Below are 17,013 nucleotides of genomic sequence, written 5' to 3'. Positions count from 1 at the left end.
CCGCCTGATGAGGGCGGGTTTTCCGGGCCGCGGTTGCGGTAATTCCAAAATTAGTGTTATATTTGTTCCCAATAAAGCAACCTAAAGAGAGAAACCATGTTTATACCTTGCGCAATCGGTTACGGACAGATCATCGTGATCGTGTTGGTAGTTATCCTGCTGTTCGGAGGCAAAAAAATCCCCGAACTGATGCGCGGAGTGGGCCGCGGCGTCAAAGAGTTCAAAGACGCCGTCAACAAGGACTATACGGCCGAAGAGACCAAATCCGGGCAGGAGTCGGCTCCGAAAAAAGAAGACGAGTAAAGACACGACTGCGGAAATCAGAGGATGAAACGAGAGGATACAGAGCCGTCGGAGATGACGTTTTTCGAGCACCTCGACGCCCTGCGCCCACATTTGGTGCGGGGTGCCCTGGCGATCGTGATTGTCGGATTGGTTGCCTTTTTCTGCAAGAGCCTGATCATCGACACGATACTCTTCGGCCCCAAAGACGCCGATTTCCCCACCAACCGCATGCTGGTATGGGTGGGCGGCGAGTGGGCTCATATTGCCGCATGGCTCAACGATACGCTCGGCACCTCGTTCGATGCCGACCCTGCGGCGTTCTCGATCGGCGGCGACCGCTTCTCGGTCATCAACACCTCGCTGTCCGGGCAGTTCAACCTCCACATGAAGATATCGCTCATGGCGGGCATAGCGCTGGCCATGCCCTACGTGCTGTGGGAGTTCTGGCGCTTCGTGCGCCCGGCGCTCACGCCCAAAGAGATAGCCGGAACCAACTGGTTCGTCTTCTGCGTGTCGCTCTGCTTCTTCTCGGGACTGCTCTTCGGATATTTCGTCATGGTCCCGCTTTCGATCAACTTTTTCGCCAACTACCACGTCAGCGACGCCATCGTCAACATGATCGACATCAGCGACTACCTCTCGACGGTCATCGTCGTGTCGATGGCCTGCGCATTCATGTTCGAACTGCCGCTGCTGATCTATTTCCTGACCCGCATGGGCATCGTCTCCGCAGGATTCCTCCGCAAATACCGGCGGCATGCCTTCGTCGTCCTGCTGGTCCTTGCGGCGATCATCACTCCGCCCGACATCTTCAGCCTGGTGCTGGTGATCCTGCCCCTTTACGGACTTTATGAGCTGAGTATCAAACTCGCCGCGCGAATCGAGCGCAAACAGAGCCGCGAAAGCCTTCCGGAAGAAGCGACCGAGTGACGGCCCGAACGGCAAACCTCAAAACTATGAACGTCAGTACAGACGCGGAACCGGTTACGATCATTGCCATCGGAGCCGGAAACCGCACCAACAAATACCTCGAATACGCAGCCAGGCACCCCGAACGGCTGAAACTCGCGGGTGTGGTGGAGATCAACGAAATACGCCGCCGCACGACCGCCGAGAGATTCGGGCTGGAGCCGGAGCGGTGTTTCACGGACTACGACAGTTTTTTCGCAAATCCCCTCCCGGCCGACGCCGTGCTGATCGCCACCCCCGAGAACGAGCATTTCGAACCCTGCATGAAAGCCATCGAGGCCGGTTACGACGTGCTGCTCGAAAAACCGATCGCACAGACCCTTTCCGAATGCTGCCGAATCGAAGAGGCGGCCCGCCGCAAAGGAGTGATCGTCGGCGTGTGCCACGTCCTGCGTTATCACCCCTATTTCATCCGGATCAAAGAGATCGTCGACTCGGGCGAACTGGGCGAAATCATCTCCATCAGCCACCTGGTCGCCGTGGGACTCGACCGCACCACGCACGGATTCGTCCGCGGCATGTGGCGACGCGAGGAGATCACCAACCCGATGCTGATCTCGAAATGCTGCCACGACATCGACTTCCTGCTGTGGCTCACCGAGGCCCGCTGCCGCAAACTCTCGTCGTTCGGGTCGCTGCGCTGGTTCCGCGCGGAAAACGCCCCGGCACAGAGCGCCGCACGGTGCATCGACTGCCCCATTGAAAAACAGTGCCCTTACTCGGCCGTGGACCTCTACTACAACCGCCGCGACTGGATATCGAATTTCGACATCCCGGCAGGCGCGACGCTCGAGGAGGTGATCCTGCGCGAACTGCGCTCGGGCGACTACGGGCGGTGCGTCTTCCGCTGCGACAACGATGTGGTGGACCACCAGATCGTCTCGATGGAGATGGACAACGATGTCACGATCTCGTTCTCGATGGACGCCTTCACGCTGGGCGACCAGCGCGAAACCCACATCCGGCTGACGCACGGCGAGATCGACGGCGACGAACGCACGCTGCGGGTCCGCAAGTTCCGCGGCGGCGAAGAACGCGTCTACGACTTCTCGGGACTTCTCGAGAAGCCGTTCCACGCGGGAGCGGACCTCCTGCTGATCGAGGATTTCGTCGACACGCTCAGCCGCCGGGAGCACCGCTTCCGCACGGCGATCGCCAACTCGGTCGAAAGCCACCGCATCTGCTTCGAAGCCGAACGCAGCCGCCTCACCGGACAGACCGTCACGCTGGAGGAGCGGTAGCCGTGCGATTTGCAGCACAAAAGCGCTTCGTCGGTTCCCGAATTTCCGAAAAAATCACTACCTTTGCCGTAAATAAACAATACTATTAATGATATGGAATTCGAAGGAACCGTTTACAAAATAATGCCCGTGACGAAGGGAACGTCGGCACGCGGCGAGTGGCAGCGTCAGGACGTGGTCTTTGAGATGAACGAGGGTTCGTTCACCCGCAAAATCTGCGTGACGTTCTTCAACAAGCCCGAAGACGTGGCCCGGCTGCAGGAAGGTGCCGCTTACAACGTATCGGTCAACATCGAGTCGCGCGAATACAACGGCCGCTGGTACACCGACATCCGCGCATGGCGCCTGCAGCCCAAGCAGGAGTCGGCAGGAGCAGGCGCCCCGATGCCCGACATGCCGCCCATCGCCGAGGAGCCTTCCTACGCATCCTCGCCCGCACAGGTGGACGATCTCCCCTTTTAGGGCTTAAAGAAGCCCTTTTTAGGGGTGGCAGAACGTTACAACAATCCTCCAGTTCTGCGCCCGGACTCATATGACACAGAAAAATCCCGGAACCTTGCGGTTCCGGGATTTTTCGTATCAGTCTTCCCTGATTATTCTGCGGGGGCAACCTCGGGCTTCTCGGCCGTTGCGGTCGAATCTGCCGGAGCAGGCTCCTCGTAAGGAGTTACGTCGATCAGCTCGACCTCGAACTCCAGAGCCTCGTTGGGACCGATGTCACGGCCTGCGCCGCGTGCACCGTAGGCCAGGTCGGCAGGAATCCAGAGCGTGATCTTACCGCCCTTGCCCACCAGTTGCAGACCCTCGGTCCAGCCGGGAATCACACGGTTGAGCGGGAACTCGACGGGCTCGTCCTTGTCGAAATCGTCGGGACGCTGTTTCTTAATCATCTCCTGCTGCTCCTTCGAGCGGTTAGCGAACTTCGAAGTATCGAATACCTTGCCGTCGCGGGTGCGGCCCGTGTAGTGAACCTTCACCACGTCGCGCGGATCCTTCGGCATCGCAGCGGCGTCGCCGGCAGCGGTAACCTTATAGAGCAGGCCCGACTCGGTCTTCTTCACGCCCGATTTCTTCTCCATCTTCTCCAGCCATGCCTTCGAAGCCTCGGCGTTCTCGGCCGGACGCTTCACCATGAAGTAGTACTGCAAGTACTGGTTCACCTCGTCTTCCGACATCTTGGCGTTGTTGTCACGCACGTTCTGCATGGCCTCGCTGATCCAAACCAGCTGGATGGGCATGCCGCTCTGTGCGACGTTGTAACCGATATCGTTACCGAATGCGTAGGAAATCTCGGCACGCTCCTCCTCGCTCTCGAACATCTCGGGATCGGCTGCGGGATACTCGACCTTGGTCGAATCGCCGCCGGCCATACGGGCGCTGTCGGCAGCGGCACGCTTCTCGGCGATAGCCTGCGCACGCTCGCCGCGCTTCGACATGAAGTACTCGCGCAGCATATCGAGCGACTTCTCGTGCTCTTGCGTGGCCTTGCCCAGGGCACCTTCCTTAACACCTTTGTCCACGGCTTTGAAATCAAACGGAATATCCTTCATTTCATAGCTCATGCCGTAGCCGATATTGGCGCCGAGCGAATACGACAGCGAGTCGAATTCCGAAAGGCTACCCATCTGCACGCCGCTCTTGTTACCTCCGCAGGAGGCGAGCATCGCAGCACCCGCGAGTGCCGCAGCAAAAAAGATTTTTTTCATTGTTGTTTTAACTATGTTTTGAGTTTGCTTTTATTCGCACGGACAAAGATATAAAAATATTGTATAACGCTCATCTTTATCGGCGTAAATTATCTCCGCCGCGACCGATTCGCGTATTTATCGACATCTACGAGCTCGATTTCATAGTAAAGCGTCGCGTTGGGAGCTACGCCCAGCGTCTTGTCGCCCTCGGCACCGTAAGCTGCCGACGAAGGCATCCAGGCATTGATCCGCCCGCCTTTGCCGATCAGCTTCACGCTCTCCTGCACGCCTTTCCGCAGATCGCGCAGCAGCGAACGCACCGTGTCGCCTTTCTCGTAGGAGGAGGCGACCTGGCTGCCGTCGGCCGTGCGGATCACCCACCGCAGGGCCACGCTGTCGCGGTCCGACGCGGGAACCTGTTCCTGATCGCCGACGGCCGTCACCGTATAGGTCACGCCCGACGAAGTGCGGGCATACGAGCGGTTCGACTTGGCGATGTCGACGAGGAACTGCTCCTCGTAAGCACGGGCTTTCTCGGGCAGCGCATAGTTCACATAGCGCAGGTAGAACGTCTCGGCATCGGCTGCCGAGAGTTTCGTCGACCGGCGCACGGCGTCGCGGATACCCTCGCAGACGGCGTTCACGTTGATCGTGGAATCCATCCGCAGCAGGTTCATACCGACGTTCATGCCGATAACATAGGCCACCGAGTCGGTGTCGTTCTTGAGTTTCACGCCCCCGCCCGACTTTTTCGAGCAGGCCGCAGCCAGCAAAGCGACGGCGGGGAGGATCAGCAGGATTTTTTTCATGGTTTCGTACTTTTTTTCGAAAAGGCCAGAATCAGCAGGCATCCCACGACCGCTGCGGCGAGCGAGCCCATCAGGATGGCGATTTTGCCGCGGTCGATCAGGTCGGAGTCGGAGAAGGCCAGCGAGTCGACGAACAGCGACATCGTGAACCCGATACCGCCCAGACAGCCTACGGCCAGCAGCATGCGCCACGTCGCCCCCTCGGGCAGCTCCGCGAGCCCGGACTTCACGGCTCCCCACGAAGCAAGAAATATGCCCAGCGGCTTGCCGACGACCAGTCCGAAGAAGACGCCCATGCCGACCGACCCGATCTCGGGCGAATAGTGGAAGATATTGAGGTATTCGAGCGAAGTGATCTCGACGCCGGCATTGGCCAGCGCGAAAACCGGCATGATAAGGAACGTCACATAAGGCGCCAGACCATGCTCCAGCCGATAGCTCATCCCCACCGAATTGGCCGACAGGTCGTGCATGCGGCGCAGGTAGAAGCGCTGCTCCTCGTTGGGGAAATCCTCGTGGGTGGCGGCCGAGAGCATCAGCCCTTTGAGCCAGCGCATCTTATGGGCGAAATACTCCTTGCTGTAACGGGGCTCCATCGGGATCAGCAGGGCCATCGCCACACCCGAGATGGTCGAATGCACCCCCGAGTAGTAGAACAGTCCCCACACCACGAAGGCCGGGACCAGGTAAAAGAACATCCGCTTCTCGCCCATCTGCTTCATGAAATAGACCCCGAGCATGATGACCAGCGCCACCAGCAGGCAGCCGATCTGGACCTTTCCGCCGTAGAAGAGCGCGATGACCAGAATGGCCCCCAGATCGTCGGCAATGGCCAGCGCCGTGAGGAAGATTTTGAGCGACACGGGAACGCGGTTGCCCAGCATCGAGAGGATGCCGATGGCGAAGGCGATGTCCGTGGCAGTAGGGATTCCCCAGCCATTGGCGGCTGCCGTGCCGTGGTTGAAGAACGTGAAGATGATGGCCGGAGCCAGCATGCCTCCTGCGGCGGCCAGCACCGGAAGGATCGCCCGGCGAACGGACGATAGCTGTCCGCAGACGATCTCGCGTTTGATCTCGAGCCCCACTGCGAAGAAGAAAATCACCATCAGGCCGTCGTTGATGAACTTCTCGACGGTCATGCCCCGCGGGAAAATCCAGTCGATCAGCCCGTCCGGAGAGCGGACCATCAGCGAGAGGTCGGTCTCGAGCAGGTGGTGGTAATAGACCTTGGTGGCGGGCAGGTTGGCCAGCAGCATGGCGAAAATCACGCATACGAGCAGCACCACGCCTCCTGCCCACGGAGCTTCCAGGAAATTACGGCCACGAAGCCCCATCATGTGTCGCTGGCGCACCCAGCGGTACATTGAAAACAGTCGCATTTATTCGTTATTTGGTTTTTCGTTCGATTTGAGCGTCTGCCCGCAGAGTTTCCACAGGATGCGGGCCCCGGTGATGGCGTCGATCCGGTCGTCGGACGCGGGGCAGACCTCCACCACATCGAATCCGATGATGCGGCGGCCCGAGCGGACCAGCGTGTCGACGAGGTAGACGGCCTTGTTGAAAGAGAGTCCTCCGCAGACGGGCGTACCCGTATGGGGGCAGTTGTCGAAGGAGAGTCCGTCGATATCGAAGCTCACATAGACCTCCGCGGGCAGCGAGTCGACGATACGGCGGCACTGGGCATCCCACGTTTCGCCGCGGAACTCCGCGGCGGCGAGCGTTAGGTCGTCGAATGTGGCGATCCGCTCCGACGAAGCGGCCAGCGCAGCCTCCGCCTCGCTGAAATCGCGCACGGCGACCTGGGCGATCCGGCTGACCTGCGGCACGTCGCGCAGGACGTTGAACATGATCGACGCGTGGGAAAATTCGAAACCCTCGTAAGCGTCGCGCAGGTCGCAGTGGGCGTCGATGTGCAGGATGCCGAAAGCCGCGTGACGAGCCCCCAGCGCCCGGATCAGCCCGTAAGGCGTCGAATGATCGCCGCCGACGAGTCCCACGACCTTGCCCGCGTCGAGCCAGCGGGCGGCCTGTGTCTCGATATTGGCGTTCATGGCCACACAGCCCTCGTTCACGCGGCGGACCTTGCGCACGACATAGTCGTCCTCGAGACATCCGCCTCCTTCGAGGTGGTCGATCACCCGCGAGGCGTCGACACGCAACCGCTGCGAGGTCTCCTGCAGCGAATAGTCCACATCGGCCGTGGCGATGCCGCGGCGCCAGGCCCCGGGGGCCAGCGGATCGTAGAAATCGAGCTGCGTAGAGGCTTCGATAACGGCATCGGGGGCATAGGCCGCACCGGCCCCGTAGGAGACCGTCACGTCCCACGGTGCCGAGATCAGCACCAGTTCCGCCGTTTCGGGATCGAACGGAAGCCCGAAATAGGTTCCGTTGTCCACGCCGACTCCATCCGGATCGAAAGGTTTCTGTTCCATAACGTTCTTTATAAACTACAAAGATACGAATAAGCGAGAGCAAAAGCAAGTTTACTTGTATTTTGCCGAGCGGGAGTATCTTCGACGAAGTCAAAGATACGAAAAAAGCCGGATGGATTCAAAACCGAATTGCGTGCGCCCCGGCAAAACCTTCCGACGGATAAAAAGTGTCATTACGACACCAAAGGTATTCATTTTTTATTTTTTACCTTATATTTGTCTACCTAAAGACGACAAGAAACGAAAAAAGCACCAATACCATGAAAATCATAGCCGACAGCGCCATCCCCTTCCTGAAGGGTGTCCTGGAGCCTTTCGCCGAGGTGCGTTACCTCCCCGGAAAGGCGATTTCGGCCGCCGACGTCCGCGACGCCGACGCGCTCCTGACCCGCACCCGCACGCGGTGCGACGCAGCGCTGCTCGCCGGTTCGCGGGTGCGCCTCGTCGCCACGGCGACCATCGGATTCGACCACATCGACACGGCATGGTGCGCGACGCACGGCATCACGGTCACGACAGCCGCAGGGTGCAATGCCCGGGGCGTACTGCAATGGGTCGCCGCCGTGCTGGCCCACCTCTCCCGCACACAGGGCTGGCAGCCCGCAGCGCGGACGCTGGGCATCGTCGGCGTGGGGCACGTCGGATCGCTCGTCAAAGCCTATGCCGAGGCATGGGGATTCCGCGTCCTCTGCTGCGACCCGCCGCGTGAAGAACGGGAGCGGTGCGGATTCCTGCCGCTGGAGGAGGTGGCCCGCGAGGCCGACATCCTCACGTTCCACACCCCGCTCGACGACACGACGCGCCGCATGGCCGACGAAAGGCTGTTCCGGCAGATGAAACCCGGAGCCATCCTCATAAATTCCTCACGCGGGGAGGTGGTCGACGGCGACGCCCTGCTCCGGAGCGGCCTCCGCTGGGTGCTCGACGTCTGGGAGCACGAGCCGAACCTCAATCCGCAACTGCTGGAAAAGGCCCTGCTGGCGACGCCCCACATCGCGGGTTACTCCGAGCAGGGCAAGGCCAACGCCACAGCGATGTCCGTGGCCGCGCTGGCACGTTGTTTCGGACTGCCGCTCGAAGGGTGGTATCCGCCCGAGGCGTCGCCCTCGGTTCCCCGGCCGATCGCGTGGCAGGAGCTTTGCACCACCATCGGCCGTATCTACGACATCGAAGCCGAAAGCCGCCGCCTGAAAGAGCGCCCCGGCGATTTCGAATCCCTGCGCGACCGTTACGCCTACCGCCGCGAATATTTCTAACCCCCGGTCTAAGAGACCGGATTTAGGGGCGGCGGAAAGCCTCCAGGATTCCAGGCCAGTTCTGCGCTCCCACCTAAGAGGCGGGTTTTAGGGGCGGCGGAAAGTCACGGGGATTCCGGCCCAGTTCTGCGCCCCGCCACATAACGGCTGAAGTTGTACATCGTTAGTCAATTTTTACTACCTTTGCCTCCGAAATGTACCAAAGGATCATAAAACCCCTGCTCTTCTCGCTCAACATCGAGCGGGCCCATCATGTCGTCCTGCTGATGCTGCGCATCTTCGGACTGATTCCCGGAGGCCGCTGGCTCCTGCGCAAATGCTACGCCGTGGAGCACCCGGCGCTCGAGCGCGAAGTGTTCGGCATGCGGTTCGCCAATCCGGTCGGGCTCGCCGCAGGATTCGACCGTAACGGCGAAGCGTTCCGCGAACTGGCCGCACTGGGATTCGGGTTCATCGAGGTGGGCACCGTCACGCCCCGGCCCCAGGCGGGCAACCCCCGTCCGAGGGTCTTCCGGCTCCCGAAAGACAACGCCATCATCAACCGCATCGGACTTTCGAACCGCGGCCTCGAAACCGCCATCCGCCACCTGCGGCGTCCGCACGGCGGGGTGATCGTGGGATGCAACATCGGCAGGAACACCTCGACCCCGGCCGAAAACGCCCCGGCCGACTACCTGAAACTCTTCCGCAACCTCTACCAGTATGCGGACTATTTCACCGTGAATATCAGCTGCGACAACTCCTGCCGCGAGGGCACGACGCACACGCGCGAACATATCCTCCAGATACTCAACCCGCTGTTCGACTTCCGCCGCGGGCAGAACCAGTACCGGCCGGTCATGCTCAAAATCTCGCCCGACATGACGGACGAGGTGATCGACCGGATCACCGACGTACTGATGGAGACGCCGCTCGACGGCATCGTCGCCACCAACGGCTCGCACGGCCGCGAAGGGCTGAAAACCAGCCGTACGGCGCTCGAGAAGATCGGCAGCGGCCGCCTGAGCGGTGCACCCCTTACGGGCCGCGCCGTGGAGATCGTGCGCCGCATCCACACCCGCTCGGGCGGCACCTACCCCATCATCGGCGTGGGCGGCCTGATGTCGGCCGACGACGTACGGGCGATGCTCGACGCCGGAGCCGACCTCGTGCAGCTCTACACGGGATACATCTACGAGGGTCCGGGACTGGTGCGGGACGTATGCCGCGCGCTGATCGCCGACGCCGAACGCAAGGCGACCCGGACCGCGCCCGACGCCGCATCCGACGCCGGGGAGACTTCCGGAAAACCCCAGGATTCCGCACCTAACGCATAGTCAGCCATGAAGGCAACCATCATCACCATCGGCGACGAAATACTCATCGGCCAGATCGTGGACACCAATTCGGTATCCATTGCCAAACACCTCAACGCCGCGGGCATCGTGGTCCGCGAGAAGCTCTCGATCGGCGACGACCGCGCGCAGATCGTCGAAGCCGTCGAACGGGCCCTGTCGGCTTCGGAGGTCACCGTCGTCACCGGCGGCCTCGGCCCCACGAAGGACGACATCACCAAGAAGACCCTCGCGGAGATGTTCCGCAGCGAGATGCGCTGCAACCAACGGGTCTCTGACCACGTGGAGCGAATGCTCGCGGAACGGGGCATCGAGTTCAACGAGCTGAACCGCTCGCAGGCGATGGTCCCCGCATGCTGCACGGTGCTGTTCAACGCCCACGGCACGGCCCCGGGCATGTGGTTCGAACGCGACGGGCACGTCGTGGTGTCGCTGCCGGGCGTGCCGTTCGAGATGGAGCACCTGATGGAAGACGAGGTGATGCCGCGGCTGAAAGCCCATTTCGCCCTGCGACAGATCGTCCACCGCACGATGATAACCGCCGGGCTCCCCGAGTCGATGCTGGCCAAGCGGATCGAGGCGTGGGAGAACGCCCTGCCGCCGTACCTGAAGCTGGCCTATCTGCCCAATCCGGGCGCCGTGCGGCTGCGCCTGTCGGCCTACGAGGTCGAGGGAGAGAGCGTCGCCCGCGAGATCGACCGACAGTTCGAGGCCCTGCGCAAGATCATTCCCCACAACATCATCGGGTTCGAGACCGCGACGATGCAGGAGTTGGTGCACAAGATACTCACCGAGCGCGGGCTGACCCTGGCCACAGCCGAGAGCTGCACGGGAGGCGTCATCGCCTCGCGTTTCACAGCCATGCCCGGAGCGTCGGCCTATTTCCGCTGCGGCGTGGTGTCGTACAGCAACGAATCCAAGGTGAACCTATTGGGCGTGAACCCTGCCGACATAGCCCGTTACGGCGCCGTGAGCGAACAGGTCGCCCGCCAGATGGCCGAAGGGGCACGCCGCACGGCAGGCGCCGATTACGGCGTGGCCACCACCGGAATCGCCGGCCCCGCGGGCGGCTCGGCGGAGAAACCCGTCGGCACGGTCTGGATCGCCGTCAGCTCGCCCGAACGCACGGTCGTCCTCCTCAAACAGTGCGGAACCGACCGCGGACAGATCATCGACCGCGCCAGCGCCTTTGCCATCAGCCTGCTGCGCGACTGCCTCAACGGAAAATAACAAAACCGACCATGAATAAAATCCTCGCGCTGCTGGCCGCACTCGCGCTGACAACCTCCTGCTGCGAATCGAAACCCGAGAAACGCGTACACAAACTGCTGATGGACCGTATGCTGACGCTCTCCGTGGCCGAAAGCTGCACGGGAGGCGCCATCGCCTCGCGCTTCACGGCCATGCCGGGAGCCTCGGCCTACTTCAAAGGCGGCGCAGTCGCCTACTGGAACCAGACCAAGAGCCTGCTGCTGAACGTCTCGGCCGACACCATCGCCCGCTACGGCGTGGTGAGCGAACAGGTCGTGCGCCAGATGGCCGAGGGAGCGCGCCGTGCCGCCGACACCCATTACGCCATCGCCACCACCGGAATGGCCGGTCCTTCGGGCGGCACGCCCGAAATCCCGGTCGGCACGGTATGGATCGCCGTCAGCTCACCCGAACGCACCCTTACCCGGCTGGTCCACATCAAAGGCAACCGCAACCGGGTCATCCGCGAAGCCGGCTCGGCCGCAATCGAGCTTCTCGAAGAGGAGTTGACAGCCGGAAACAGAACCAAATAGCACCCCCAAGAAAACGATTTTACCCGCTTTTCATTTGCTTTTCCCGGTTATTTGCGCTACTTTTGTGCTTATTTAGTCCAAAAAGTAATGAAAAACGCCCTGCTGCTTCTGGCGATTCTGATTGCATCGGCATTGCCGGCCGCCGCGCAATCCGCCGCCGACGGCCTCGACACGACGCTCGTCGCCTATTATCGCTGGTGCAACCGCCACAAGCAGGACCCCGAAATGCTGCTCAAAGCCGACACCATGTTCCGGCTGGCCGGCGAGCGGCAAAATCCCCGCATGCAGTCGGTGGCGCTCTGCCTGAAAACCGACTATTACTACTACACGGGCAATTTAGACTCGCTCAAAGTCTGGGTGGCGCGCACCCAGCAGTTCACCCGCGAACACGACCAGCTCACACACTACTACTTCGTCTGGACGCGGCTGATTACCTATTACAGCAAATACAGCAAATACACCCTCGCGCAATATGAACTGGAGCGCTTCCGCGACCAGGCCATCCGCGACGACTACAAGCCCGCGATCGCCGAAGCCTACAAACAGCTGGGGCACATTTACCGCACCAAATCCCTCTATGACACGGCCATCGAATCCTACGCCAAAAGCATCGGGATGGTCGAGCGGAACAACCTGAAGGAGGTGGACGCCTCCTATCTGTACCTCCAGCTCGCCGAACTGTACACCCTGCAGCAGAAGTACGACAAGGCCGAAGAGGCACTCCGGATGTCCGAGAAGCGCATCCTGCTCCCCGAACATATCTGGCGCACCCGGATCTCCCGGGCCAACCTCGCGGCCATGCAGGGCGATTTCGAGAGCGCCGAAGAGCAGGTGCGCGAGATCCGGGAAAAAAGCGGCGGGTATGTCTCTGAAAACAAGATCGAGGAGATCGAACTGACGATTTACAAGGGTACGCGCAACTTCCAGAAGGCGTTGGAGATCGTCAACAAGCAGTTGGCAAACTACGAAATGACCAAGGACAGCCTCGGTTCGTCGCACTATTTCTATATTCCGATGCTGGCGAGCCGCGCCTCGCTCCTCTACGAAACGGGCAGCTACAAAGCCGCCGCCGAGGACCTTTCGCGGCAGGCGGCACTGGCCCGGCAGAAATACGAGAGCGACAACCAGGAGATGCTGAACGAATTCGCCACGCTGTTCGATGTCGAACGGCACGACCGCGAGAAGGTCGAAGCCCGGCAGCAGGCGCAGGCCGAACGGCTGCGCCGCGCCCGGCTGTTCGAAACCGGACTGGGTGTGATCCTGCTGCTGGCGACGGCGTTCATCGTCATCCTGACCCGGCTGAACCGCGGGCTGGCACGCGCCAAACGGGCAGCCGAGGAGAGCAGCCGCATGAAGGGCGTCTTCATCCGCAACATCACCCACGAGATCAACACCCCGCTGAACGCCATCGTGGGATTCGCCGAACTGGCCTCGACAACCCCGGACGACGAACCCGAGCGCAGTTCCTACATCGACATCATCCGCGAGAACAGCGGCTACCTGCAGAAACTCATCGACGACGTGCTCTACATCGCCGACATCGAATCCTCCGAGGCGCCGCCGTCGCGCGCCGCGGTGGAGGTCGACACCTGCTGCCGCAGGTGCATCGACGAACTGTCGAAGCACGCCCCGCTCGCCACCGAAATCCGCTTCGCCTCCGACGGGGAAGGCCGGTCGCCCCGCATCCGCACCTCGTGCCTGCTGCTGGGCAAGGCGCTCACCGAACTGCTGCGCAACGCCGTGCGGTTCACCGACCCCAAACAGGGCGTCGGGCTCTCCTATTCACTCTCGGAGGACGGGCGCAGCATCACCTTCGCGGTCGAGGACGCAGGCCCCGGCGTGCCCGAAGGGGAGCGCGAACACATCTTCGAACGCTTCGTCAAACTCGACTCGTTCAACCAGGGCCTCGGGCTCGGACTGGCCGTCTGCCGCCTGATCGCCCGCACGCTCGGCGGCGACGTGCGCCTCGACCCGGACTTCACCCGGGGCGCGCGGTTCCTGCTGACGATCCCCACCGAATAAAAAAAGCCGGGGATTATTGGTATTTGACGAAAAGGTTGTATATTTGCACTCCCTTAATCGGGTTTTAACCAAAAATTTATCAAACAATGAAAGTTTGCGAAATCACAGGCAAGGTAGCGATCGTGGGCAACAACGTCTCGCACTCGCACCACAAGACCAAGCGCAAATTCAGTCCCAATCTGAAAACCAAGCGCTTCTGGTCGGAACAGGAGGGCCGCTGGATTACCCTGAAGGTAACGGCTGCCGGCATGAAAACAATTAACAAGAAGGGTCTTGCAGTCGCCCTGCGCGAGGCTGTCGCACCCAAAAGCGTGTACTAAAAACAACGAGTAACCAATGGCAAAGAAAGGCAACAGAGTTCAGGTCATCCTCGAGTGCACCGAACAAAGAGAGAGCGGCGTTGCGGGAATGTCCCGTTACATCACCACCAAGAACAAGAAAAACACCCCCGACCGTCTGGAGCGCAAGAAGTACAATCCGTTCCTCAAGCGTGTCACCGTTCACCGTGAAATCAAATAGTTAAGAGAGCTTTATGGCAAAGAAAGTAGTCGCAACACTGAAAACCGGCACGGGTAAGCAGTTCACCAAGTGCATCAAGATGGTCAAGTCGGACAAGACCGGAGCATACATGTTCAAAGAGAGCATCGTTCCCAACGACCAGATCAAAGAGTTCTTCGACGAGAAGAAATAGTATTTTAAGAGTCACACTCTTAAATACAAAGGGCATCTTTCGGGATGCCCTTTGTGTTTTTAGGGACCGGAAAGCACCGCGATATAAAATATTTTTGTTACTTTTATCCGGAAAATTCCAGACGGCCCGATCCGGTCGGTCCCGTCCGGGAGATTACGACGTGTTTCATGAAGAAAATAGCATTCATCATCATCCGCTACGGAGTCGAGGTCAACGGCGGCGCAGAAGTCCATTGCCGCATGCTGGCTGAACGGTTGCGCCCCTACTACGACGTGGAAGTACTTACCACAACGACCAAGGTTTTCCGCGACCCTGCCAGCGACTACCCCGAAGGGGTCAGCACCGTCAACGGCGTCACGGTCCGCCGGTTCAAACCCGCACCCATCGACGGAGAGCATCACGGAGCCTACCGCAAAAAGTGCAAAACGGCCCGCCGCATCCGTCTGCAACTGGCAAGGATGGGGTTGCTGCGCCTGATCTCCTCGCTGCATCCCGAATGGACCATGAGCCTCGAAGCCGAAAAACGGTACTACGAGTCGCAGGAGGACCATACGCCCCAAATGCTGGAGTTCATCGAGCAGCACAAGGACGAATATGCGGCCTTCCTTTTCATGAATTTCTACTTCAGCCAGCCGGTGCTGGGCAGCACGATCGTCCCCGAAAAGACGATCCTCATCCCGCTGGTGCACCCCGACAAGCCGCTCTATTTCAGCATCAACGCACCGATGTTCACCCGCGTCAGACACATCGCCTTCAACACCGCGGCCGAACGGCGGCTCTGCAGCCGGGCATTCGGCGCTTCGCTGGCCCCGAACAGTCTGGTAGGATGCGGCATCGAAGAGGCCCCGGCAGCGGATTGGGGAGAGGTCAAGGCCAAATACGGACTGCCCGACCAGTATGTGCTCTACCTGGGTCGCATCACGCCGTCGAAGACCACCAAGGTGATTCCCGACTTCCTGCGCTACAAGAAGAAGCACGGCGGCGAGGTCAAACTGGTGATGGTGGGCGGCACGGAGCTCGACATCAAACGCTCGGACTCCCCCGACATCATCTTCACAGGATTCGTCTCCGACGAGGAGAAGAGCGCCATCATCCGCCACGCCACGGTGATAGTCAACCCGTCGCGCATGGAGAGCCTCTCGCTGCTGATGCTCGAAGCCATGCAGAACCGCGTGCCGCTGCTGGTCAACGGCCGCAGCCGCGTGATGAAGGACCACTGCAAATCGAGCGGAGCGGCGTTCTGGTACAACAGCAGCCGGGATTTCCGCCACAAACTCCACCGCCTGCTCTCCGATCCGGAACTGCGCCGCACGATGGGCGAAAAAGGCCCGGTGTACGTGCGTGAACATTACGACTGGAGCGTGATTATCCCCAAACTGCAGAAGTTGATCGAAAGCCTCTGATGCGCCAACCGCAAACAAACGCGGCGCACCCCGAAAGGAGTGCACCGCGTTTTTCGTCCGTGGGCCCGGCGTCAGAACTTATGCACGGCGCGCACGAGGAACTTGTTGTATTTCGGAATCTCGATCACATAAGGAGGTTCGATCCCCATGTGGGTCGTATAGGCGTTCTTCTCGTCCATTTCGGTCGAGGTGAAATAGTAGACCAGCCGGTCCATGCGCTTGCCGCCGGCATCTTTGAGCGCATCGTTGAACTTGTTGCGCGCCTGGCGGTTGTTCTGCACGCGCGTTCCGCCGTTGTAGTTGTGGCCGATGGTCAGCATCTCGTCGATGGCAGGCAGGTACCACCCCTCGCCCTTGTTCCGGCACCATTCGAACGCCGGGAAATCGGCCCACGAGAGGTTGTTGGCAGCGATGTACTGCGCCACTTTCGCCATGTTCTCCTCACCGTCGGTCCGGCTGTCGGCGCCGACCACACGCAGGTCGGGCTTGCGGAACTCGCTCCAATGGAGGTAGATCTCGTCGAGCGACACCACCAGCCCGTGCATGCCGTCGTCCGAAAGCTGGCAGATGACACCCCGGATGCCGTTCTGGTCATACAGCTCGCCGATCTCGTACTGTTTGAGCACGTAACGCCCGGCCGGAGTCTGCGGCGCAGGTTCGGCGGCCGGCGTCACGGCCGGAGCGGATTGCGCCGGTTCTGCCGGAGCGGCCGGGATCAGCGGCGTCGCGGGGATGGTCTTGGTGTAATACTCCTTTTCGCCGTTGGCGTACTGGATATAGTGGATGTCCTTAACGGGCAGCACGTAGGTCGGGCCGTCGGGGTTCGAGAAACGCTTGTAGCGCACCGCCTCGGTCGTGATTTCGATCACTTTAGCCTCGATCTTCGTGGCGTCGGTCTTTACGATCAGGTCTTGCGCGGCGGCGGTCAGAACACCGAACAGCGCCGCAAACAGCAGCAGAATGGTTCTTTTCATCATGTCGGACAGATATATGTTAGGCAAATATAACGTTTTTTTCCGAATATTCTTATTTACCTTTGGTGTCGGTGCCGTAACGGCACTTTTAGATAAGCGGAAAGTTCTGCCGGACCGCTTACGAT

At 60.4% G+C, this 17,013-nt stretch carries 18 protein-coding genes; 13 read left to right on the top strand and 5 right to left on the bottom strand.

Annotated features, from left to right (window positions below; all coding sequences use genetic code 11):
• The first annotated feature begins 96 nt into the window (after positions 1-96).
• From BLU78_RS09675 to BLU78_RS09660, 4 genes are all read left to right on the top strand, one after another.
• Positions 97-303, top strand: coding sequence for a Sec-independent protein translocase subunit TatA/TatB (locus BLU78_RS09675; RefSeq protein ID WP_010266643.1), 207 nt, complete (start codon positions 97-99; stop codon positions 301-303).
• 54 nt (positions 304-357) lie between these two features.
• Complete coding sequence (tatC, locus tag BLU78_RS09670; RefSeq protein WP_010266645.1) at positions 358-1,215, top strand: twin-arginine translocase subunit TatC; 858 nt, start codon at positions 358-360, stop codon at positions 1,213-1,215.
• 26 nt (positions 1,216-1,241) lie between these two features.
• Positions 1,242-2,495, top strand: a complete 1,254-nt coding sequence (locus tag BLU78_RS09665) for a Gfo/Idh/MocA family protein (RefSeq protein ID WP_010266648.1) — start codon at positions 1,242-1,244, stop codon at positions 2,493-2,495.
• Between the two features lie 93 nt (positions 2,496-2,588).
• On the top strand, positions 2,589-2,957 hold the full coding sequence (locus BLU78_RS09660; protein ID WP_010266651.1) for a DUF3127 domain-containing protein: 369 nt from the start codon (positions 2,589-2,591) through the stop codon (positions 2,955-2,957).
• 131 nt (positions 2,958-3,088) lie between these two features.
• Here BLU78_RS09660 and BLU78_RS09655 read toward each other — a convergent pair whose 3' ends face one another.
• From BLU78_RS09655 to BLU78_RS09640, 4 genes are all read right to left on the bottom strand, one after another.
• Complete coding sequence (locus tag BLU78_RS09655) at positions 3,089-4,201, bottom strand: FKBP-type peptidyl-prolyl cis-trans isomerase (RefSeq protein ID WP_010266654.1); 1,113 nt, start codon at positions 4,199-4,201, stop codon at positions 3,089-3,091.
• 89 nt (positions 4,202-4,290) lie between these two features.
• Positions 4,291-4,992, bottom strand: coding sequence for an FKBP-type peptidyl-prolyl cis-trans isomerase (locus tag BLU78_RS09650; RefSeq protein WP_010266656.1), 702 nt, complete (start codon positions 4,990-4,992; stop codon positions 4,291-4,293).
• Positions 4,989-6,371: a Na+/H+ antiporter NhaA gene (gene nhaA / locus BLU78_RS09645; RefSeq protein ID WP_231291034.1), complete on the bottom strand. Its 1,383-nt coding sequence runs from the start codon at positions 6,369-6,371 to the stop codon at positions 4,989-4,991. The genes BLU78_RS09650 and nhaA overlap by 4 nt, the downstream gene beginning before the upstream one ends.
• Positions 6,372-7,424 (bottom strand): arginase family protein, encoded by a 1,053-nt coding sequence (locus BLU78_RS09640; protein ID WP_010266660.1) that lies wholly within the window; start codon positions 7,422-7,424, stop codon positions 6,372-6,374.
• 260 nt (positions 7,425-7,684) lie between these two features.
• Between BLU78_RS09640 and BLU78_RS09635 the strand changes: the two genes are divergently transcribed.
• The 9 genes from BLU78_RS09635 to BLU78_RS09595 all read left to right on the top strand — a co-directional run bounded on the left by BLU78_RS09635 (position 7,685) and on the right by BLU78_RS09595 (position 15,914).
• Positions 7,685-8,680, top strand: coding sequence for a 4-phosphoerythronate dehydrogenase (locus BLU78_RS09635; RefSeq protein ID WP_010266662.1), 996 nt, complete (start codon positions 7,685-7,687; stop codon positions 8,678-8,680).
• Positions 8,681-8,874: 194 nt separating this feature from the next.
• Positions 8,875-9,996 (top strand): quinone-dependent dihydroorotate dehydrogenase, encoded by a 1,122-nt coding sequence (locus BLU78_RS09630; RefSeq protein ID WP_010266664.1) that lies wholly within the window; start codon positions 8,875-8,877, stop codon positions 9,994-9,996.
• Positions 9,997-10,002: 6 nt separating this feature from the next.
• Positions 10,003-11,244 (top strand): competence/damage-inducible protein A, encoded by a 1,242-nt coding sequence (locus BLU78_RS09625; protein WP_010266667.1) that lies wholly within the window; start codon positions 10,003-10,005, stop codon positions 11,242-11,244.
• An 11-nt stretch (positions 11,245-11,255) separates the two neighbouring features.
• On the top strand, positions 11,256-11,798 hold the full coding sequence (locus BLU78_RS09620) for a CinA family protein (RefSeq protein ID WP_010266671.1): 543 nt from the start codon (positions 11,256-11,258) through the stop codon (positions 11,796-11,798).
• Between the two features lie 87 nt (positions 11,799-11,885).
• Positions 11,886-13,820 carry a tetratricopeptide repeat-containing sensor histidine kinase gene (locus BLU78_RS09615; protein WP_010266674.1) on the top strand — a complete coding sequence of 645 codons (1,935 nt, stop codon included), beginning with the start codon at positions 11,886-11,888 and terminating at the stop codon, positions 13,818-13,820.
• Positions 13,821-13,906: 86 nt separating this feature from the next.
• A complete protein-coding gene (gene rpmB / locus BLU78_RS09610; RefSeq protein WP_010266677.1) occupies positions 13,907-14,140 on the top strand; it encodes a 50S ribosomal protein L28 in 234 nt (77 codons plus the stop codon).
• Positions 14,141-14,156: 16 nt separating this feature from the next.
• The gene (gene rpmG, locus BLU78_RS09605) at positions 14,157-14,339 is read left to right on the top strand and encodes a 50S ribosomal protein L33 (RefSeq protein ID WP_010266679.1); all 183 of its coding nucleotides are present in this window, start codon (positions 14,157-14,159) and stop codon (positions 14,337-14,339) included.
• A gap of 13 nt (positions 14,340-14,352) precedes the next feature.
• Entirely contained in the window at positions 14,353-14,511 is a 159-nt protein-coding gene (locus tag BLU78_RS09600; RefSeq protein WP_010266683.1) for a DUF4295 domain-containing protein, read from the top strand.
• Between the two features lie 167 nt (positions 14,512-14,678).
• Positions 14,679-15,914 carry a glycosyltransferase family 4 protein gene (locus BLU78_RS09595; RefSeq protein ID WP_020693316.1) on the top strand — a complete coding sequence of 412 codons (1,236 nt, stop codon included), beginning with the start codon at positions 14,679-14,681 and terminating at the stop codon, positions 15,912-15,914.
• Positions 15,915-15,985: 71 nt separating this feature from the next.
• On the opposite strand, the gene BLU78_RS09590 is transcribed toward BLU78_RS09595, so the two are convergent.
• Entirely contained in the window at positions 15,986-16,888 is a 903-nt protein-coding gene (locus tag BLU78_RS09590; RefSeq protein WP_231291036.1) for a hypothetical protein, read from the bottom strand.
• Positions 16,889-17,013: the final 125 nt, after the last annotated feature.

Source organism: Alistipes timonensis JC136 (genome assembly GCF_900107675.1).
GTDB classification, from domain to species: domain Bacteria; phylum Bacteroidota; class Bacteroidia; order Bacteroidales; family Rikenellaceae; genus Alistipes; species Alistipes timonensis.
This window is presented reverse-complemented; position numbering and strand designations above follow the sequence as displayed.